Annotated in this window: 14 protein-coding genes; 3 read left to right on the forward strand and 11 right to left on the reverse strand. The window is 41.7% G+C overall.

From position 1 onward, the window contains the following. Positions 1-115: 115 nt before the first annotated feature. Complete coding sequence (rpoH, locus tag HUU81_RS15775) at positions 116-973, reverse strand: RNA polymerase sigma factor RpoH (RefSeq protein ID WP_199609856.1); 858 nt, start codon at positions 971-973, stop codon at positions 116-118. 272 nt (positions 974-1,245) lie between these two features. Between rpoH and HUU81_RS15780 the strand changes: the two genes are divergently transcribed. Continuing rightward, the gene (locus tag HUU81_RS15780) at positions 1,246-2,463 is read left to right on the forward strand and encodes an EAL and HDOD domain-containing protein (protein ID WP_199609857.1); all 1,218 of its coding nucleotides are present in this window, start codon (positions 1,246-1,248) and stop codon (positions 2,461-2,463) included. Positions 2,464-2,470: 7 nt separating this feature from the next. Here HUU81_RS15780 and ftsX read toward each other — a convergent pair whose 3' ends face one another. Genes ftsX through ftsY form a run of 3 tightly spaced genes read right to left on the reverse strand, consistent with a single transcriptional unit; the run spans position 2,471 to position 5,891 of the window. Further along, the gene (gene ftsX, locus HUU81_RS15785; RefSeq protein ID WP_199609858.1) at positions 2,471-3,451 is read right to left on the reverse strand and encodes a permease-like cell division protein FtsX; all 981 of its coding nucleotides are present in this window, start codon (positions 3,449-3,451) and stop codon (positions 2,471-2,473) included. A gap of 17 nt (positions 3,452-3,468) precedes the next feature. Beyond that, complete coding sequence (gene ftsE / locus HUU81_RS15790; protein ID WP_199609859.1) at positions 3,469-4,155, reverse strand: cell division ATP-binding protein FtsE; 687 nt, start codon at positions 4,153-4,155, stop codon at positions 3,469-3,471. Between the two features lie 56 nt (positions 4,156-4,211). Next, on the reverse strand, positions 4,212-5,891 hold the full coding sequence (gene ftsY, locus HUU81_RS15795; protein ID WP_199609860.1) for a signal recognition particle-docking protein FtsY: 1,680 nt from the start codon (positions 5,889-5,891) through the stop codon (positions 4,212-4,214). Positions 5,892-6,074: 183 nt separating this feature from the next. Here ftsY and rsmD point away from each other — a divergent pair, with 183 nt between their 5' ends. Further along, a complete protein-coding gene (gene rsmD, locus HUU81_RS15800; RefSeq protein ID WP_199609861.1) occupies positions 6,075-6,692 on the forward strand; it encodes a 16S rRNA (guanine(966)-N(2))-methyltransferase RsmD in 618 nt (205 codons plus the stop codon). Between the two features lie 2 nt (positions 6,693-6,694). On the opposite strand, the gene HUU81_RS15805 is transcribed toward rsmD, so the two are convergent. The 4 genes from HUU81_RS15805 to HUU81_RS17590 all read right to left on the reverse strand — a co-directional run bounded on the left by HUU81_RS15805 (position 6,695) and on the right by HUU81_RS17590 (position 13,533). Next, on the reverse strand, positions 6,695-7,156 hold the full coding sequence (locus HUU81_RS15805) for an HNH endonuclease (RefSeq protein ID WP_199609862.1): 462 nt from the start codon (positions 7,154-7,156) through the stop codon (positions 6,695-6,697). Next, the gene (locus HUU81_RS15810) at positions 7,143-7,739 is read right to left on the reverse strand and encodes a YjaG family protein (RefSeq protein ID WP_199609863.1); all 597 of its coding nucleotides are present in this window, start codon (positions 7,737-7,739) and stop codon (positions 7,143-7,145) included. Before HUU81_RS15810 ends, HUU81_RS15805 begins: the two co-directional genes overlap by 14 nt. 237 nt (positions 7,740-7,976) lie before the next feature. Beyond that, positions 7,977-9,245: a DUF2235 domain-containing protein gene (locus HUU81_RS15815; protein ID WP_199609864.1), complete on the reverse strand. Its 1,269-nt coding sequence runs from the start codon at positions 9,243-9,245 to the stop codon at positions 7,977-7,979. 184 nt (positions 9,246-9,429) lie between these two features. Beyond that, positions 9,430-13,533: a S8 family serine peptidase gene (locus HUU81_RS17590; protein WP_199609865.1), complete on the reverse strand. Its 4,104-nt coding sequence runs from the start codon at positions 13,531-13,533 to the stop codon at positions 9,430-9,432. A gap of 291 nt (positions 13,534-13,824) precedes the next feature. On the opposite strand from HUU81_RS17590, the gene HUU81_RS15825 reads away from it, so the two are divergent. Next, entirely contained in the window at positions 13,825-15,366 is a 1,542-nt protein-coding gene (locus HUU81_RS15825) for a phosphoenolpyruvate carboxykinase (RefSeq protein WP_199609866.1), read from the forward strand. 116 nt (positions 15,367-15,482) lie between these two features. Here HUU81_RS15825 and envZ read toward each other — a convergent pair whose 3' ends face one another. The 3 genes from envZ to HUU81_RS15840 all read right to left on the reverse strand — a co-directional run bounded on the left by envZ (position 15,483) and on the right by HUU81_RS15840 (position 20,917). Next, positions 15,483-16,787, reverse strand: coding sequence for a two-component system sensor histidine kinase EnvZ (gene envZ, locus HUU81_RS15830; RefSeq protein WP_199609867.1), 1,305 nt, complete (start codon positions 16,785-16,787; stop codon positions 15,483-15,485). A 68-nt stretch (positions 16,788-16,855) separates the two neighbouring features. Further along, positions 16,856-17,581 carry an osmolarity response regulator transcription factor OmpR gene (ompR, locus tag HUU81_RS15835; protein ID WP_325071749.1) on the reverse strand — a complete coding sequence of 242 codons (726 nt, stop codon included), beginning with the start codon at positions 17,579-17,581 and terminating at the stop codon, positions 16,856-16,858. Positions 17,582-17,683: 102 nt separating this feature from the next. Then, positions 17,684-20,917, reverse strand: a complete 3,234-nt coding sequence (locus HUU81_RS15840; protein WP_199609868.1) for a ligand-binding sensor domain-containing protein — start codon at positions 20,915-20,917, stop codon at positions 17,684-17,686. Between the last annotated feature and the right edge of the window lie 8 nt (positions 20,918-20,925).

Genomic DNA, 20,925 nt, shown 5'->3' on the forward strand with positions numbered 1-20,925 from the left:
AACAGTAGATTAATTGATCGCACTGTAAATTAAACGCACAGTAAATTAAACGCACAAAAAAGGGCTGCTTATCATAAGCAGCCCTTTTTGTATTTATTACAGCGTTTAAACTCAGTTAAGACATTGCAGCTTGTAGCTTTTTCATTGCATTTTTTTCTAACTGACGAACACGCTCTGCAGAAACAGAGTACTTATCAGCCAAGTCTTGCAGTGTTTGCTTACTATCAAGCAACCATCTTGAATTAATAATGTCTTGGCTACGTTCATCAAGGGTACGTAACGCCGCTGCTAATTTTTGATTAGCGTGATTATCCCATTGCTGTTGCTCAACCGTGTCGGCAACATCAGAGCTATGGTCTTCTAAATACTGAACTGGCGCAAAGCTTGTAGTTGCATTGTCATCATCATCGTTAGATAAATCAAATGCCATATCGCTATTACTCATACGCGATTCCATCTCAACCACTTCACGCTCTGAAACACCAAGTGTTTCAGCAACTGTTTTAATCTCTTCACGATTAAACCAGCCTAAACGCTTTTTAGACTTACGTAAATTAAAGAATAATTTACGCTGCGCTTTAGTAGTCGCAACTTTTACAATGCGCCAATTTTTTAAAACGAATTCATGAATTTCTGCTTTAATCCAATGTACCGCAAAAGACACTAAGCGCACACCCACAGTTGGATCAAAACGTTTTACGGCTTTCATCAAGCCTATATTCCCTTCCTGAATTAAATCAGCCTGCGGTAAACCATAGCCTGCATAGCCTTTAGCAATATGCACAACAAACCTTAGGTGCGACATAATCAACTTTTGCGCAGCTTGCAGATCTTCGTCTTGCACTAAGCGCTCTGCTAATTGCTTTTCTTCAGCAGCAGTTAACATTGGGATGCCGTTTACCATTTGCATGTATGACTCAATACTGCCACCAGAAGGAACAGTCAGTGCCATTGATTGCATTTGTTTGCTCATTGAGTACCTCAATCCTATTAAAGTGACCTGAGTTTAGCACTCTAAAGTCGAGAGTGCTAATATTTATTCTTGAATTGTAAGACCAGTCTTTTATAAAAAGATTCACAAATGATATAAAAAATAATAAAGGCTACTTATTACTGGTACGTTAGCTATCACTTGGAAACATTACTTTGGCTTAATGCATACTTCAAATCAATTTGTCTTTTAAGTTGCATTTAATTGATTCCTTGTTAGATTAACTTATTAGGTCATTCAAACTAAGGTACAGCATGTATTATTTTGTAGCACGTCAGGCCATTTTTGATGAAAACAATAATGTTGTAGCCTACGAGTTATTATATCGCGATGGTAATAACAATAGTTTTCCGGTTCATATAGATTCAAACCAAGCAACCTCAAGGCTCATCACGCAAAGCCACCTAGTGTCGGGCCTTGAAGCGATTGTCCAAAATAAGTTAGCGTTCGTTAACTTTAGTGAGGACACCCTTTTACATAACTTTCCCACATCGTTTGACCCTAAAACGGTCATTATTGAAGTATTGGAAGATGTCCCGATTAGCGACGAATTAATAAGTACCTGTAACAAACTGCATGAAGCTGGCTACCAAATTGCCTTTGATGACTTTGATTTTGACCCACGCTGGGAGCCACTAACCCCTTACATCTCAATTATTAAAGTAGACATTTTAGAATACAATATTTTGCAAATTGCTAAAATGGTACGCGATATCGATACCAGTAAAATAACGCTACTGGCTGAAAAAGTAGAAACCCGAGAACAATATAATAAATTAAAACAGCTCGGCTTTACCCTATTTCAAGGATACTTTTTTGCCAAGCCTGAAATTCTAAAACAACGTAACATTACCCCGGCCAAACACGCATTATTTGACCTTATTGGCGAAACAGCCAAACCTGAGCTGGACTTAGACAAGGTTACTGAAATTATACAATGTGATGTGGCACTGTCTTATAAACTATTACGCTTTATTAATAGTGCGGCATTTTCTAACCAACAAGAAATTGCATCTTTGAAACATGCGCTGGTATACATGGGACAAGTAGAGCTGAAAAAGTTTATTTCGCTCATTGCACTCTCACGCTTATGTGAAGATAAAACTGACGAGCTTATTTCAATGTCGATTGTACGCGCTAAGTTTTGTTCAAATATTGCCATACATCGCTTAGAACCTGAAAACCCACCCACCGCATTTTTAACTGGATTATTTTCATTGATTGACGCCATGCTCGATATGACTCTAGATGAAGTCATGGCCATGTTGCCTGTACAAGACGAAATAAAAGCCGCCATTATCAAGTTTCATGGTCAGCTAGGTGAATATCTTACTCTCGCCATCGCCTACGAAAAAGCAGATTGGGAAGTAGTCATGAAACTTGTTGATAGTTTAGAGTTGACTGACGAATGTATTCATGACGCTTATTATGAAGCAATCAAATGGGCAAACAGTTTCGTCAGTATTAAATAAAACTACCTTAATCTGGCTCGATTTGTGCGACATAACGGTTAACTGATAACCACGACCCAACTAAGCCTAAAATTACTGATACCAACAATAAGGTACCTAATTCCGTAAAGGTAAGGTGGTTGAGGCTGAAATCACTGTCGTATAAACCTGCCACTCGGCTGATAGCACCGTCTAGCCACACAATTAAGCCAGTGACACATAAAAATGCGAGTACACCACCAAATAAACCATACCAAGCACCTGTGTATAAAAATGGCCAGCGAATAAATGACTCGGTAGCGCCAACTAACTTCATCACTTCGATTTCTTCTTTTTTATTCATGATGTTTAATCGAATAGTGTTACCAATAATCAGTAACACCGCAGCTAATAAGAGTACCGCAATGGAAAAAACGCTTTGTTTAAGTAAGTTAACAATGGCGTTTAAACGTTCCAGCCAGTCAATATCTAACTTACCGAACTCTACTTCACGCTGCTTTTGTAGCTTAGTTAATAATATTTTTGCTTGCTCTGGTGTGCGATGTTTAATTTGAGGCACCACCAGCAATACATCAGGTAGCGGGTTGTTATTTAATGCGTTCAACGCAGGACCAAAACCTGATAAACGCTGAAAATCCTGCAACCCTTGTTCTTTAGAGATAAAATCGACCGACTCAACCTCTTTAAATAAACTGACCCGCTGAATTAATCCTGCTCGCTGTTTCGTACTAATATCTTGCTTTAAAAATAATGTTATCTCAGCTGCGCTATCCCAACTATTACTAATCGTGCTCATATTCTTCACAATTAAATGCAGAGTGGTGGGTAGGGTTAAGCTTATTCCTAATACACCAATGGTCATCAGTGATGCTGCGGGTGTACGCCATAATTCACCCAAACTACCAATTGCTTGTCGAATGTGATGAATCATTGCCATTACAAAACGTTGTACCGCGCCACGTTGAATTGTTGCTGCACCTGTTTGTCTTTCTTTAAATAACAAGCTCATACGTGTCCTTTGTCTTATTAAGTGCTAGGCGACATTTCTAACGCTAAGGGATCATTGATCATACGACCATTATCTAGCGTAAGTGTGCGGTATTTCATGCGAGCAATTAAGCCAAGGTCGTGCGTTGCAATTAACACGGTTACCCCAGCCTGATTGAACTGCTCAAAAATATTCATGATGTCTTTTGATAGTTCGGGATCTAAATTACCAGTAGGTTCATCAGCCAAAAGTAAGGGAGGTTTATTAACCACGGCACGAGCAATACCTACGCGCTGCTGCTCTCCACCTGAAAGGGTATCAGGGTAACATTTAGCTTTATCAGACAAACCCACTTTATCTAACGCAGCCATCACTCTTCGTTCAATGTCGCTACGGGTGTAGCCTTCTATAACTAGGGGTAATGCAATATTGTCGAAAACATTATGATCACGCAGTAAACGGTGATTTTGAAAGATCATGCCAATGTCTCGGCGTACAAATGGCACTTGTGCTTTAGATACATTGGCAAGGTCGGTGCCATTGATAGAAACGCGCCCTGCCGAGGGGCGTTCCATAACGCTAATTAATTTTAATAGCGTGCTTTTACCCGCTCCGGAATGCCCAGTAAGAAAACACATGTCACCTGGTTTGATATGAAAGTGGACTTTTTCTAATGCTCTATGTCCGCCTGGATAGGTTTTACTTACATGTTCAAACTTTATCATGTTGCTTCCTTACTGATACATCGCTAACTTTCTACTACGATATTTATATTCGTTTGTTATAACTCTCTATCAAATAACGCTTTGATAAAGTCGTTACTCTTAAATTCGCGTAAATCATCAATGCCTTCGCCTACTCCTATGTAGCGAATTGGAATATCGAATTTATCTGCAACGGCAAAAATAACCCCACCTTTAGCAGTGCCGTCCAGCTTAGTCAGGGTGATCCCTGTAAGTCCAACGGCATCATTAAACAATTGAGTTTGGCTGATAGCGTTTTGACCTGTTGCTGCGTCAATCGTTAGCATTATTTCATGTGGTGCGTTTGGATCTAACTTCTTCATCACACGCACAATTTTACTTAGCTCATCCATCAAATGTGCTTTGTTTTGTAATCGTCCTGCGGTATCTGCAATAAGTACGTCCACTTTTCTTGCTTTGGCAGCTTCAAATGCGTCGTAAATAACTGAGGCGCTATCAGCACCGGTATGTTGTGCAATCACAGGGATATCGTTACGTTCTCCCCACACTTGCAACTGCTCTACCGCTGCGGCACGGAATGTGTCACCCGCCGCCAACATCACCGAGTGACCTTGTGCTTGGTATTGTTTCGCTAATTTACCAATCGTGGTGGTTTTACCAACGCCATTTACTCCAACCATTAAAATAACAAATGGACCGTTATCGTTTTTAATCACCAGCGGCTTGTCTACTTGCTCTAACATATCAGCAAGCTCTTGCTGTAATAAGCCATACAGCGCATCGCCATCTTTTAGCTGTTTTCTGTCGGCATGATCGGTTAAGTTATCAATAATTTTAGTGGTGGTTTCAATGCCTACGTCAGCAACCAACAACTGTGTTTCTAATTCTTCAAATAGCTCGTCATCAATTTTTTTACCACTGAATAACGACGCAAACCCACTACCAATATTTTGCTTGGTTTTCAGTAAGCCTTGCTTTAAACGGCTGAAGAAGCCTTGTTTCTCTGCAGGTTTTTCTTTTTCTATGGGTTTGGCTGGCTCAACAGGTTCAACAGGTTCAACAACAGGTTCAGGTTTAATTTCTGTAGGCGTTTGCACCGTTTCAGAAATGGCCTCGCCTGCTTTGGCCTCAGGTAGAGCTTTTTCAGCAGTGTTTTCTGCTGGCTGTACTGCCTCTTCCGACGTTGCAATTACTTCTGGCGCTATTTCCGATGCTACTTCTGGTGCTACTTCTTGTTCTACTTCAGCGACAGGCTCAGGTTTCGGAGCATCGATAATAGGTGCAGGCGTAGTTTCTATCTCAGGAGTCGGCACCTGCTTTTGTTCAATAACCTTATCCATTTGGTCCGCTTGCAACATGTCAGCAGTATTGAAAGCCAGTGCATCTTCTTCACCCGATAAGGTATGATCTTGTGTATCAGTATCATTCAATGCTTCGATGTGAGCCTCAGCTGAAACCTCTGCTTCACTAACTAACGTGCTTTTTTCAATTGTTACTTCTGCATCGCGTTTAGCAGGGTCACTACTCACTAAGTCACGTTCGTCTGTTGGCTCAACCGCTTCATTTGCTTTTGCATCTAAATCTGAGGCCGGTACGTCCTCAATAACTTGTGGTTGTACCGCAGGAGCTTCTACTTGCTTTTCTGGCTGGTTATCTACAGGAGCTTGTTGCGCTTCTGTGGTGACTTGCTCTTTCTTATCTTCTTTGTTTTTCTTATTAAAACCGAACCATGAAAATAACTTGTTTTTCTTTGACATCGAATATTAAACCGTAAAGTAAGCCTTAGTGGCACATCCATAAAGGCGAGAAATAGAAATTTATCTTTTAAAATGGCGCTATGGTATCATTTTCCCGATTAGCATAAAAACCCTGATTGCAGAAAGATTAATCTATATTTTATTACCAACCATAAACTAACGAAGAAGCTTTAAGTCAATACCATGCAACGTAGCAAGTCATCTCAGCGCGCCAACACTAAAGCCCATAAATCAGCGGGAAAATCGGGCAGTATTCGAATTATTAGCGGCAAATTTAAAGGCCGTCGCCTGCCAGTAAAAGATGCCGAAGGGCTTCGTCCAACCACAGATCGCGTTAAAGAAACGGTATTTAATTGGCTCATGCCATATTGTGCGAATGCAGTTGTATTAGATTGTTTTGCTGGTTCAGGTGGGTTGGCATTTGAAGCCCTTTCCCGCCATGCAGAGAGTGCGACTATTATAGAAATGAACAAGCAAGCGGCAGAACAAATAAAACAGAATCTACAACTGTTAGATATTACCAATGCAACGCTAACACAGGGTGATGCCTTAAAGGTCTTGGCAAGTGATGGACACCCTCATAATTTAGTCTTTATTGACCCACCTTTTCGCAAAAACCTAGCCACACCAGTGTGCGACTTGCTTGAAAAAAACGACTGGTTAGCGGACGATGCGGTTATTTATTTAGAAATGGAAAGTGAGTTAGGCGAGCCTGTTGTGCCTGATTCGTGGCAGCTGCTAAAGGAAAAAATTGCGGGGCAAGTTGCCTACCGTTTGTATGAACGTTGCGTAAAGCGCTAAGTTTAGCGCCATTGCATGTCATACAAATTAGATTTCCCCTTATTACAGGGCTCGCATAAAATTTGTAAGTTATTAATGTCTAATGCTAAATCTGGATACAGCGAGCGGGGCTTAATATGATCAACCTGCAACTTAGCGTCATTAGCATCTGCGCCACATAACACGCATTTTGCTCCATACCTCACTAACGCTTCAACACGTAGTTTTTGCCAAGCAAGGCTGCTATAAAAATTATCTACCTGTGGTGCATCAGTCAGCAACTGCTCACTGTCTGTAAATAACTCTGGCGTAGTATTAGGAGCAAACAACAGTGCTGATTTATTTGGCTCGCTTTGATGTTTAGCTAACCAGTGACGAATACCCCGCAACGCACCTGACTCTGTTTTATATTGCTTGCGTGTTGTTTTATTGGATAACGAAAAAGACACTGAATACATATCAAACTCGGTATTACGCGATTTCAATACCAATATTCGTCATGCCATCTTCTTTAGCAAGCGCTTTTAGTTGCTTTGCTGTCTCATTTGACGGCTTTAACGGCTCCACTTTATCAATAGTGTCTTTCAAAAACGCAATCTCACGTTGCATAAGTGGATGCTCACGCACATCATGATTATCGAATTCTTGTTCGCTTACATCAAAACTGTACTCAATGTATTTACTTACGCTCGCTTGCGAAATTTTGGTTACATTCAGTAACTCTTCAGCATCTTTATTTAATAATGCAGTCAGTAAGCTAATCATCGCAGTTAATGTGTCAATGGCAGGATAAACGCCAAACATATCGAACTGTTCAACCTCAGGAATATTAGGTTCAACTTTTTCAATTAACTTTTCAATATTCACTTTAGTACCAGCAATGCACAAACGCTGCCAAATTAAATCTAATGCATTGGCAACTACATCATAATCACCAAACTCGGTCACTTCCGAAAACAATTGATAATTAGGCAGCATACGCTCTAACAAAGTAGCTGCAATCAGCGCTTGTTGTTCAAAACTGAGTAAACGAATACGTTGAAAATTATTAGCCTTAGGCTTGGACATGTTTAACCTGTGATGTAGCGCAATTAATAAGGTAATTGATAAGTAAGCAAACACTTACTTATTTTACTGTAACTGCAAATTAATAAACTGCCAAGATTCTACCATTGCGCTTTGAAATTAAAAGCCTTATTAGTGAACTGGTTCGATATTGTGATACGAGCAACATTGTTGAGCACACTAAACGTAACGTTAAATCAACGCTGCGTTTAGTGCAGTGAGCCCATAAACAGGCCCAAACTACGCCGCAAATTGTACGCCGTATTGCCCACCTTTTGCCCACACACACGTGGCAACAGTGCGGGCGAATTCAGGAGATGCCAAGGTGACTTTGTCGTTTTTTTTCAGCTTGGTATCACATTCAATGCGTGCACCACCCAGTACGGAAAAGTCGAGTATATTGCAGTCAGTGTGTTTTTTATTTCTCTGTAAATCTCCGGTCAAATTGTCTATCACTTTCCGCTCAAAGTTGCGACGCTCATGCGCTTGGCTTTCAGGCACTTTGCGCTCTAGATTTTCTGGTCGATAGTCATCTAATGACTTCATTCTTAATTTTACACTTTGATGCACAGTCACATTGATTGCGGGATTATTAATGTCGCCTTCAATATTGCGTACACCGTTTTTATTTTGAAAACGTTCTAACCATTGATGAGTGAGGGAGTGGGAATCATGTAATTGTCCAACCGCTGACGGCGCGCAGAATTCAGTGTTATTGATGTAATCTTCATCAACCGAGAGTCCGATTTTTTGCGCTTTTTCTATCATCCACATTAATGTAATGTCTGACAAACCGTGCTCTTCATACCCACCACCAATGTCTGAATGCACGCCTGCAAACCAGGTTTGCTCTACGATTTGACTGGGCGATATTTGCCCCGTCCAGAGTGCAGGTTTGAATGCATGGCGTTTTTCATCCAGCGCTAATGCGTGGTAGGCGTTGCGCACAATACTGCTAAGTTGGGTGTTAAAAAAACCAACCCAACGGTTTGACAGTGTTTTCAACAAGGGGGTAGGCGCGCCTAACGCACCAACTGTATCCCATACACCTAATAAAGTAATATCAGGTTTTAAATTATTAACATAACGATTATAAGCGCGTTGATGAGGTGGCGTTCGATAATATTCATACGCTTGGCGAAGCTCAGTAAGCTGTGATTTTTTAAGCAGTCCAACCGTATCAATCATGCCTGCCAGAGCGCGAACAGTGTACGCACCACGGCTGAAACCAAACAAAAAAATGTCATCACCTTGTTGGTAGTTATGAACAATAAATCGATACCCGTCTAGCATGTTTTTCGCTAAACCAAGACCAAATACACCGCCCGCAACCTTATCCGTATAGTTGTGCGTGCCAATACCTTGATCATAAAACACAACCTGATGGCGACCTTCTTCATCCACCGCTTTAATACTTCGCACCAGCTTGATTACGTTAGTAGGATTACTATCTGGTTCGTTCCACGTACCATCACAACACACAATAATGCGCTTTTGCTGGACTTTCATGTTATGCCCCCTTGCGGAAGTTTGTAATGGATTACTCCACTTGCAATCCATTACGACGTAGGACATCAGCTAGTTAATAATTATAGTCCAGCTCATGAAAATCGCTCATTTGCGGTATGTTACTCACCTCTTTGCATTAATGTATTAACTTATAACGTATTTATTTAGGTACAAAATATTTAATCTACTTGGCTTTGCACAACTGCTGACGGCTTACATACAACAGAAACCACATCAATAACCAGTACCCAATACTTCCTCCGCTGCTCCCTCCTCCGCTTTGTCCTGACGACACTGTGTTTGTTACCGTAACATTAAGCGTGACCGTATTGCTGTCGCTTGTACCATCATTGGCTGTTACTGAAAATTGAAGCGTAGTATTGGTGGTAACCTGAGGGGCAATAAAAGTAGCAGTGTTTCCATCGGTTGCCAATGAAACCGCTGGCCCTGATGTTTGCTGCCAATTAAAACTTAAGGTATCGCCATCGTCGTCACTGGCACTAATAGTGAGCGTAATACTTCCTCCTTCTGCCACTGTCACCGCTGAGCCTGCTGTAAGCACAGGTGCATTATTTAAATTTTCTACCGTAATTGATACATCAGTTGGGTTTGACTGACGACCTTGCTGATCTGATACCTGATAGCGCAGTGTATCAATACCTGAAAAACCGGCATTTGGCGTGTACTTGATCACACCTGCAGAGGTGATTTCAGCCTGACCATACTGTGGCAATTGCGTTAAGCTTAAACTTGATGCATCTAATCCGCCGTCTGCCGCCAGTACAATTAACTGCGATGCTTCTTGCACTAACGTACCCAATGTCGCGGTCGCATTCACCGTAACTTGAGCAGTTGCATCGTCATTGCTTAACACATTAATAGACCCTGATGCATTTTCTTCAACTATCAACATATCGGCTTTTGTGTAATTATTGGTGCTATTTGATTGCAGCTGATAGCTCAATGTCACCTTCCCACCAGCCAACTTTTTCAGCTCAAGCGAAAAGCCAGATTGCGCTAATGCTGCACCAGTTAAAATTGGCGTACTACCAGATGGCGCAGAGGGCGTAGCAGGGTAATTGGTATTGTGATAGTAATTCACCCCTACTGTACCGTCGCTATTTTCGGCTCCCACTGTTGCTACATTGGGCATTTGTGGCAGTGCTAAATAATTGAACCAAATATTGTCAGTATTTTCTTCAACAATAACCTGAAAACTGTATTCATCTGTTTCACTATTGTCTTCGCTGTATAACCTAACTTTATCCCACTCTACAACTAAATATTGTTTGCCATCGCTTTGCAGAATGTGCTGCCTGATCACACCGCCACCAGAGTCTGTAACACCTGCCTCATCTAAATCAAAATCCGCCCATAATGGCGCAATAACATTATTGGGAGCATTAAAACTGGGTAATAACTGATTGGTCGATGCATTTTCTAAGTCTTGATTCCCCCCCGGAATAACCAAACCATTATCAGACACCACCAGTTGTGAGTAACTTTGTCCGTTATAACTAAAGTTAAAATCAATGCTAAATGAAAAGTCATCACAGCCATTTGCACATGCCACGGGGCCGGCCCCAAATCCACTTAGTGGGATATTGCCCCACGGTGTTGCATCTGGCTCTACCGTTAGCGATTCCGCATCTAACAGCCCCTGCCACTGTAGTTTATTCGATGTTTGACTTTGCGAAGTAGTGCTACCCCTTTCAACATTGACTTGCAGTGTATTATTAACAAACTCAGCCTCAGTAGGCGTAGCAACCTCAAAGGTAATATTTCCTTTATAACCGGCATTTTGTAGCTCTGCGGTTATTGGCACGTTCTCACCAATTAACGGCTGAGGGTCAGTAGTGAAAGTATTCACAACGGCATTATTATTTGATTCGGTTGCAAAAACCACAATCGGGATATGACGTTGTAAACCTGTTGTACTGGTGAACTGCACTCGTCCGAAATACCATTTTGCTTCAGTTGCGGTAGACGTATCAATCCTGGTGGTAAATGACAGCGTTTGGTTACTAGATAGCGTGATATCAGCTGGCGACACGGTACCATTTACCTCATCGTCATCCATGATCACCACCGCAGACCATTGCATAACAACATTGTTGTGATTAGTCACCGAGTTAACCACACTACACGCACTGATACAGGCGCTGTTCGCATACGATGCTTTATTAAAGGTGGTGTTGGTTTGGCTGGCTTTACCTAAGTTCAACCGCCCTGCTCCGCGATCAAATAGCGAAGCAACCGTTTCGCTGTCTTCTGTCACTAAATTAATAAAGTCACTGGTCGACATTAACGCACTTTTGATTTGCTTAGCATTCCAATTAGGCTTGAGTTGCTTAAGCACTGCCGCCGCCCCTGCAACGTGCGGACTGGCCATGCTAGTGCCAGTTAATAGCGCATAATCTTGATTAAGCGCCGTGGGATCTTCAGGCGATATAGCCGATAAAATACTGCCCCCTGGCGCAACAATATCAGGCTTTAAAAATGATAGCTGGGTATTGGGTCCGCGCGAACTACTGGCGACTAAATTATCCGAATAAAACTCATCAATCACACGAGTAGTAGAAGCGTTAATAAATGCAGTTTGTCCGGCGCTTTGTGACAACTGCTCCAGTATTTTTTCTCCGTTTTGCTGTGACACCATCACCGCAGGAAGCAAGGACTCATCCATTGTCATAGTAAATGGCGCTGACGCCACATTATTATAAATAATGATTGCATCAGCGCCTGCGGCTCTGGCATTTGCAGCTTTTTCTGTAAATAAACATACGCCACGCGACACCAATGCAATGGCATTATCAAACGCACCAGCGGGAAATGCATTACACCCTAACTCGTTATTACTATCGACTTGCTTAGCTGCAATCAATGGCAAATTAAGATTACTCGTTAATAAATTATTACTTCCTTCAACAGCTAAATAATCTACACCTGCAAGCGTTACCACATTACTAAAAAAGCGGCCGTGAGTGGTATTACCCACCGTGATACCCGCCTCAATACAGCCTGGACACGAAATCGTACTTGTACCACTCCCTTCATTACCAGCAGCGCTAACTACCACTACGCCTGCCGCTTCAGCATCTTCAAATACAGTGCGATAAACACTGGTTGCCGGATTACCGCCAGCGCCACCACCCCATGAATTATTAATGACATCCGCACCATCTTTTACAGCATGATCAAGCGCTTCTAACAACATCACATCGTCACCTGAAATATCAGTTGCATCGCCTGCTGATGCAAAAAGGGCTTTATACACTAATAAATAGGCGCCCGGGGCAACACCCGAAATATTAAGCGATTGATTAGCAAAAGGCGCTGTCACCTCATTCCCAACAGCAATCCCCGCTACATGTGTGCCATGTCCATCAAAGCCTAATGGTGAAAGGTGCTCATCTTCATAAATAGCAAAAGTAGGATTAGAGTAGCGCGCAATAATCAGCTTATTGTTACAAAAGGTGGCATCCACCGCTCTGCAATAGTCAGGATTATTGGTTATATGGCTATTGCCAGATAAATCTGGCGCGCTAAAACCACTACCGCTGAACATTGGATGTGTGGGACGAATACCAGAATCAATAATAGCGACTTTAATATTTTTACCTGCATCAGCTCGTCCGCCCGCTAACGCCCAAGCCGTTGCAGAGTTAATCACATCATGCGAGCGGTCTAATTTCGGGTACACTTTATTATTTTTATAAACGCGCTTTATCCCCTTTATTTGCTGTATGTTCTCCGCTTGTTCCGCCGTTGCTTTAATAGCAATGCCGTTAAATACTGTATCGTAATAACGTTGTACCGCTACTTTTGAAAAGCGTGCCTGAATCCGTTTCATGACTGCATCGCGCTGCTTAGCTAAAGTAATATGGTGCAAGCTAATTTGTTGCTGCAATTGCCTTTGCGCATTCTTATCGCTCAACGTTAACTGCCTGCCTTGCTGGTGCAGCTTAGTTATCGCCTTCATTTGTTTGAAAGCCCTACTTTTGATTATCGGCGCGTCGGTTAACTGAATAATGTAGTATGCCTCCTGAGGCCACTGCGTATTGCTAACCGCAGCATTTTTCACTTTGGCATAATTTTTGGTATTGTTTTTGGCATAGTTGATATGTGTGACTTCAGGTTGCATCACAGGACTAAGTTTAATCTGCTCATGTGTTTGGACTAACTGGCCAGTGTTGGCCTGAACAGCGGTTAGCCATGTTAAAACACTGACACAAATAAAGAGGAGTACGCAGGACGTTAGCAATTTCGATAACGTAGATGTAGACATAATCTAATACCTTCTTGAAGACTGACTAGTGAAGAAGTGACGCTAACTTTTACTACGTAAAAATAGACGCACTTGTACAAGTGTAGACGGCAAAAAAATAAAATCCCGACGCTGGCGTTTTACAATATGAATGTTCACGCTAAAAATGTTAAAAATATTTGCAATTCTGGTATCTTCAATGTGCTTTTTGGGTTTTTACCAATCACTTTTTGTAGTAGACTTTGTATCCTTTCAAGACATCGAACAAAAAACTAATTAACAACCTATTAATTACCAAAACGGAGTCCCTACATGTCGTCTAGCGCAACTCGGTACGTTGATCTATCAGTAGCAGAATTGATAGAACTTGCAGTCAACCGCAATGAAGGAACATTAGCTGCAAATGGCGCTTTTGTTGCTGTTACAGGTCGTCGTACTGGCCGCTCGCCAAAAGATCGCTATATTGTGAAAGAGCCATCTACTGAAAATGATATTCAGTGGGGCGCGGTTAACCAACCTATCGAAGCTGAAAAGTTTGATGCGTTATGGCAAAGAGTTGAAAACCACATTGTTGACAAAGATCACTTTGTTTCTCACTTAGAAGTAGGCGCAGATCCAGAGCACTATCAGCCGCTAATCGTTACTACCGAAACAGCTTGGCATCATGTGTTTGCTAAAAACCTTTTCATCATTCCTGAAGAATGGAACCAAGCAAATAAACCAGCATGGCAAATCTTAAACGTCCCTTCATTTGTGTGCGAGCCTGAGCGCGATGGCACCAATAGCGACGGCACAGTCATGATCAATTTTGCCCAACGCAAAGTACTACTTGCTGGTATGCATTACGCGGGTGAAATGAAAAAGTCTATGTTCTCAGTGCAAAACTTCCTACTTCCAGCAAAAGGTGTATTACCAATGCACTGTTCTGCAAATGTAGGTGAAAAAGGTGACACAGCATTATTCTTTGGTTTATCAGGCACAGGGAAAACTACGTTATCTGCGGATCCAACACGCTTCCTAATTGGTGATGACGAGCACGGTTGGGCACCGGGCAGTGTGTTCAATATTGAAGGTGGTTGTTATGCAAAATGTATCGACTTATCTCAGAAAAATGAACCCGTTATTTGGGACGCTATTCGTTTCGGCACAATTTTAGAAAACGTTGTATTAGACGAGCAACGTGTTGCTGATTATAAAAATGATAACTTAACGCAAAATACGCGTGCAGCTTACCCATTAGAGCACATCGAAAAGCGTGTGATTGAAAACCGCGCTGGCGAACCAAAAGCCGTTGTGTTTTTAACATGTGATGTAAGTGGTGTATTACCGCCTGTATCAATTTTAAATGAAGAAGCTGCCGCTTATCACTTCTTAAGTGGATACACTGCGAAAGTAGGATCAACTGAGATCGGTTCAACATCTGCCATTGAATCAACCTTCTCAACTTGTTTCGGCGCACCTTTCTTCCCACGTCCTGCTGGCGTGTATGCTGAATTACTAATGAAGCGTGTTAGAGAGTTCGGCGCAAAAGTTTACCTAGTAAACACTGGCTGGACGGGTGGTCCATACGGAATTGGTTCGCGTTTTGATATTCCAACTACACGTGCTGTGGTTGACGCGATTGTGTCTGGAAAATTAGCAAAAGCTGAAACGCAGCACATTGATGTACTAAACCTAGATGTACCCGTTAAAGTACCGGGTGTAGATAGCGAATTGTTAAACCCAATCAATACATGGGATGACAAAGAAAAGTATCAAGAATATGCGCGCAAACTTGCACAAGACTTTGTTGAAAACTTCAAGAAATACGATGTATCAGCAGAGATTGTAAAAGCAGGTCCAAAACTTAAATAACCCTTTGCTTTACAGGTTATATTTAAAAGGCTAGATTTTATCAATCTAGCCTTTTTTGTTTGGTATGCCTCATCCTAAATAAGGTTATTGTGAGGCAATTAACACCCACATCAATGCTATAAGCTTATCTCAAACGTTACCTTCGCTGCTAACCCGCCTCTAGCTAAATTAGATAGCTCTACTTGGCCATTGTGCATATCAATAATGCGCTTAATAATAGCCAAGCCTAAACCACTGCCTTCACTGCCTCGTGCTAAATCGCCTTGCGTAAACGGCTGGAATAGTCGTTCTATATCTTGCTCGGGAATGCCGGGGCCATAATCACTAACAATGACCCACGCCTGATTACGCTTTTTATCAAAGCCTGTTTCTACTTCAATAATACCATCAGAATAACGAATCGCATTCTCAATTAAGTTAGTAAGCACTCGCTTAATTGCAATATATCGTAACGGGATGGCTGGCAAAGCATCATCTAGCTCGGTACGTATGTCGCGACGATGGCTGCCTTCGGCTTCAACCACTTCTGCTACTATTAAATTTAAATCTTGTTCAATCAGTGGCTCTTGTCTATGGTGACGAATGTACGCCATGAATTGATCAATAATCGCATTCATATCTTCTATGTCACCAATTATTCCTTCTCTTAGGTAATCTTCATTGGGTGACATCATCTCTGTCGCTAAGCGAATTCGTGTTAGTGGGGTGCGCAAATCATGACTAACACCTGCCATCAACACGTTACGATCTTCTTCAAGCTGTTTAATGCCGTTCGACATTTGATTAAATGCGCGTGTTACCGCTTGAATTTCAGTGGATCCTTTCGCTTTAATTGGCTCGGGAAATTCGCCTTTTCCGACTAATATAGCGGCTCGTTCAAGCTCTTTTAGTGGACGATTTAACTGCCTAACAAACAGCCAGCCCCCTGCCACACTTAATACACCAATCACGACCAAGTACACTAACAATGGTGAAAAGTCGGCTTCATCATGGCCACTCAGTGGTATTTTTACCCATAAATTAGGGGCTTGCGGTGGCTTTACCCAATAAAAATAGGTTTCACCTTGCGAAATACGCACTTCAGCAGGGCCACCAAGTTGTTTCGACATTTCATCAGATAAATAATGATAGAACGCCGCATCCGCTAATCCATGCTTATTGGCTTCACTATCAAGTAATACTTGTATACCTGTTGCTTCAAAAAAGTGGGTTGATAGTTCTTCCGGAATATCTAACTCTTCCGTATCCACATCTAAAAACACGACTTTAATTTGCTTGGCAATAAGGTAGTTAATTTGTTGGGTGGTTGGTTTCATGACGTAAAACGTCACGGTAAGATAAGAGACCAATTGGTTAAGTAGCAATAAAACACCAATTAAAAATACCGTTTGGCCAAATGCTGAACGAGGTAATAGTTTCATGTCATCCTAAGCGCTAATATCAGCGAGGTAATATTAGCGACTTTAAAGAACAAAAAAGGTAGCTTTACTTAAGCCTGTTGCTCACCGTCTGGAACAAAAACGTAACCTAGGCCCCAAACTGTTTGAATATAACGCGGCTTTGTATGATCTTCTTCAACCATTTTACGCAAACGCGACACTTGTACGTCGATACTACGTTCTAAGGCAGAATAATCTCTACCACGAGCCAAGTTCATTAGCTTATCTCGCGATAAAGGCTCCCTAGGATGTGTGACTAAGGATTTTAATACCGCAAATTCGCCGCTAGTCAGTGGCATCATTTCGTCACCACGACGCATTTCTCTTGTAGCTAAATTCAGCGAGAACTCACCAAACTCTACCGTCCCTTCTTCGGCATTAGGCGCACCAGGCACATCCTGCGTTTTGCGGCGTAGCACTGCTTTAATACGAGCAAGTAATTCTCTTGGGTTAAAAGGTTTTGGCAAATAATCGTCGGCACCCAATTCAAGGCCAATAATGCGATCGACTTCGTCACCTTTTGCAGTAAGCATAATAATCGGGATTTCATTTTCTTTTTGGCGTAAACGACGGCAAATAGACAAACCATCTTCACCGGGTAACATGAGATCAAGTACCATCATATGGAAATTTTCGCGTTCTAGTAACCTATCCATTTGCTCAGAATTTGCCGCCGAACGCACGATATAACCTTGCTCAACTAAATAACGCTCAAGTAATGAACGTAATCGCATATCGTCATCTACCACTAAGATTTTGGAAGTTTCCTGTCCCATGAGTAATCCGCTTTTATTATTAATTCTATTAGCACTACTATAAGGCAATCTGTATGAAATACAAATGACTACAGCATCAGAAGTTTGTTACAAAGTTTAACGTTACTCCTCTGTTACTGCGTCAATATTGCTTCGCTTAGTTTCCGATTTAATATTGCTGTCGACACCTTGCCTTACAGGTCCTGCATATGCGCTTAATGCGTCAATCACAACCTTATTACGTCCAGATTTTTTACCCTTATACAAGGCTTCATCTGCGCGGTTTAGGCACGTATCAAAGTCAACGCCAGCAGCGTATTGGCATACACCAAATGTTAGCGTGACATCAAACTGGTGTTCTTCATACTCAAAAGGCGCATTTTGTATTCTTACGCGAATTTTTTCAGCAATTAATTTGGCCCCTGTAATGTTCGTATCGGGAAATAAAAAGATAAACTCTTCGCCGCCCCATCTAGCCACAACATCTTGCTCTCTGACGGATGCCTTTAATACTTTCGCCACACTTCTAAGTACATAATCCCCAGCTTTGTGGCCATAGTTATCATTAAATTGCTTGAAATGATCGATATCAGCAATGGCAATACTAAACGTAGAACAATTTCGTTTAAACCGAACTAATGCCGCATCCACTTCATTTTGAAAACCACGACGATTAGGTAATTTAGTTAAGAAGTCGGTAAGAGAAAGTTGAGTTAACTGCTCGTTGGCCGCTTTTAATTCGAATGTACGTGATTGCAGCTCTGCTGTGCGTTCCGACACTTTCAATTCTAATTTTTGGTTAATTTCGCAAATACGGCGCACACGTCTCTGCTGCCATAAGTAAGTAAGCCCTAATAAACACAAAATCCCAACTAGCTTTAACCAAATAGACTCCCACCACGGTTGCGGTACGTAGATTTTTATTACTGCCGTGCTTCCAAATATGCCTGCATTATTAGAGCCTTGCACTTGGAACACATATTCACCTAAGTCTAAATTTGTGTAAGTCGCCGTGCGCTGACGGCTAACAGGCAACCACTCCTCGTCATAGCCTTCCATTTTATAACTGTATAAGTTTTCTTCAGGCGCAACATAATCAAGTGAAGAAAATTTAAACGTTATGCTTTTATTTTTAACGTTTAGATGAATTTCGTTATTAATAAACTGAACTGGTTCATTGTCCACTAACACCTGAGTGACAACGGTATTTGGCTTATGCTGATTAACGCTGATATCTTTTGGATAGAACGCAGTAAATCCATCATGGCCGCTAAAATAAAGCTTGCCGTTGGGATCAATGTACGCTGACGAAACGCTGAAGGCATCTGAATGCAAACCATCAGATTTTGAGAAAAACGTAAACTGGTCATTGGCATGATCGAAACGAACCAAGCCGCGGCGAGTACTTAGCCACAGTGCGTCATTTTCGTCCTGCAAAATAGATTGCACCGCGCGGTTCACTAAGCCATTGTTTGTGTCGTATCGTTTGAATGTTCCATCTAAGCTTAACATCTGGTTCAAGCCGTAATGGGTGGCAACCCAAATAGTGCCGTCACGCGCTTGTAAAATATCGGTCACCCAGTTGCCATTCAAACTCCTTTTGTCTGCCATATCATAGCTAAAATATTGAAACGTTTTGTGTTCTGGTAGAAATAAACTCAGTCCGCTGTCATTACTGCCTAACCAAAACCTTCCTAGCGAGTCTTGATAAAAAAACGTGTGGTCAGCATGCGATGTAAAACGCTCAACACTATTATCTTCAGGCGACCATTTAACTAGCCCTCTGTCCTTTTCAATAAACCACACTTGCTTGTTTTTATCTTCATGGATGTCTACGATGTTTGAAATATTCAGTGATTGGAGCGTTGCTCGATAATCCACTAGCGTCTTACTTGCAAAATCAAATAAATAAACACCATTTGAAGCACTAATCCAAATGTTGCCATTATAACTTTTCGCTAACCGCCAAATAACAGAATCCAGCTTTTGCTGGTAAGCATGTTCAAGTGCAGTGAATGTATTTGTACTTGGATCATACAAAATGACACCACCACGTGTGCCCAACCATAGCACGCCCGAATCATCCGTTAGCATACTACTAATTTGGCTATAAGCGCCTGAAAGCCCCAATGCTTCGTGATAATTAATCTTACTTTCAAACACTTGCTGCTTAATTCGCAACTTCTTAACACCGGACGCTGCAGTGGTAATCCAGATCATTCCCGATGCATCTTGGTGCACATCTTTTATACTTTTATTGGCAAACATAATAAATTCGCCTTGCTCCGAAAGTGGCAAGAATGAAAGTGTATTTAAGTCTAAGTAAAGCAACCCTGTCATAGTTGCCACCCAAATACCTTGGCTGCCATCTTCAATCAAGTGGTTAACGATGGCCTCTTTACCATGCGGAAATGGGACATGTACAAACGTTTCAGTATGAGGATCTAAATAACTGAGTTGACCTTCTGAACCAACCCACAAGCGCGCTTTATTATCAATTAATAAAGTGCGTGCTTCGTTTTGGTCGGATGAATTGATGTGCGGCACATAAAATGGTACGGTCTTAAATACTTCACGTTCAATATCAAAGTAATTTAAACCATCTGACGTGCCAACCCATAAATTACCATCTGGCGCCTGAATAATGCTCCACACACGATTATTAGAAATACTATGCGGGTTATCTTTATCGTGCTCATAACGTGTAAAGGTCTTTAACTGTTCTTCAAATAAATTTAAACCACCGCCATTCGTCCCCATCCACAAGCGGTGTTCTTTATCTTCAAAAAATGACTGCACCCGATCAGCAGAAATGCTGGTGGGATCTTCAACGCGATGGCGAAAGCGTGTGAACGTTTCTGTACTGGCATCATAACGATTAGCACCACCACCCCATGTTCCAACCCATAGCCGATCTTTCGAATCAATAAACAAATTGCCCGCTAAACTACTGGAAATAGAGGATGGATTTGCCGAGTCATGACGAAATACTTTAAATTGCGTACCGTCATAACGGTTCAGCCCATCTACCGTACCGAACCATAAGAAGCCCTGTTTATCCTGCACCATAGAAAACACTGTGGTATCAGACAAGCCTTCATAGCTAGAAAAGCTTTTGTCTAACTCAAGAACACGATGCGGCGGGGTGTCATTTGACGTAATTTGATTGTTAAACTGACTGGCGTAATAAGAGCGTGAGTGTGCAAATGCCTCACCACTAATGGTACTTAAGATGAACAACGTAATAAACGATGTGATGAGCAACAGGCAAGCCGATGTTAATAGTGAACGAGAACTAACGCTCATCCGCCCTTTCCCTTCGCCACACACGGCGAGGCATAAATGATTAATTTTCATTACTACTA

The organism is Flocculibacter collagenilyticus, assembly GCF_016469335.1.
Taxonomy (GTDB): Bacteria; Pseudomonadota; Gammaproteobacteria; order Enterobacterales; family Alteromonadaceae; genus Flocculibacter; species Flocculibacter collagenilyticus.

Coding starts and splice junctions, on each gene's coding strand:
- rpoH (WP_199609856.1), bottom strand. CDS start 973: ATGAGCAAACAAATGCAATCAATGGCACTGACTGTTCCTTCTGGTGGC.
- HUU81_RS15780 (WP_199609857.1), top strand. CDS start 1,246: ATGTATTATTTTGTAGCACGTCAGGCCATTTTTGATGAAAACAATAAT.
- ftsX (WP_199609858.1), bottom strand. CDS start 3,451: ATGAGCTTGTTATTTAAAGAAAGACAAACAGGTGCAGCAACAATTCAA.
- ftsE (WP_199609859.1), bottom strand. CDS start 4,155: ATGATAAAGTTTGAACATGTAAGTAAAACCTATCCAGGCGGACATAGA.
- ftsY (WP_199609860.1), bottom strand. CDS start 5,891: ATGTCAAAGAAAAACAAGTTATTTTCATGGTTCGGTTTTAATAAGAAA.
- rsmD (WP_199609861.1), top strand. CDS start 6,075: ATGCAACGTAGCAAGTCATCTCAGCGCGCCAACACTAAAGCCCATAAA.
- HUU81_RS15810 (WP_199609863.1), bottom strand. CDS start 7,739: ATGTCCAAGCCTAAGGCTAATAATTTTCAACGTATTCGTTTACTCAGT.
- HUU81_RS15815 (WP_199609864.1), bottom strand. CDS start 9,245: ATGAAAGTCCAGCAAAAGCGCATTATTGTGTGTTGTGATGGTACGTGG.
- HUU81_RS17590 (WP_199609865.1), bottom strand. CDS start 13,533: ATGTCTACATCTACGTTATCGAAATTGCTAACGTCCTGCGTACTCCTC.
- HUU81_RS15825 (WP_199609866.1), top strand. CDS start 13,825: ATGTCGTCTAGCGCAACTCGGTACGTTGATCTATCAGTAGCAGAATTG.
- envZ (WP_199609867.1), bottom strand. CDS start 16,787: ATGAAACTATTACCTCGTTCAGCATTTGGCCAAACGGTATTTTTAATT.
- ompR (WP_325071749.1), bottom strand. CDS start 17,581: ATGGGACAGGAAACTTCCAAAATCTTAGTGGTAGATGACGATATGCGA.
- HUU81_RS15840 (WP_199609868.1), bottom strand. CDS start 20,917: ATGAAAATTAATCATTTATGCCTCGCCGTGTGTGGCGAAGGGAAAGGG.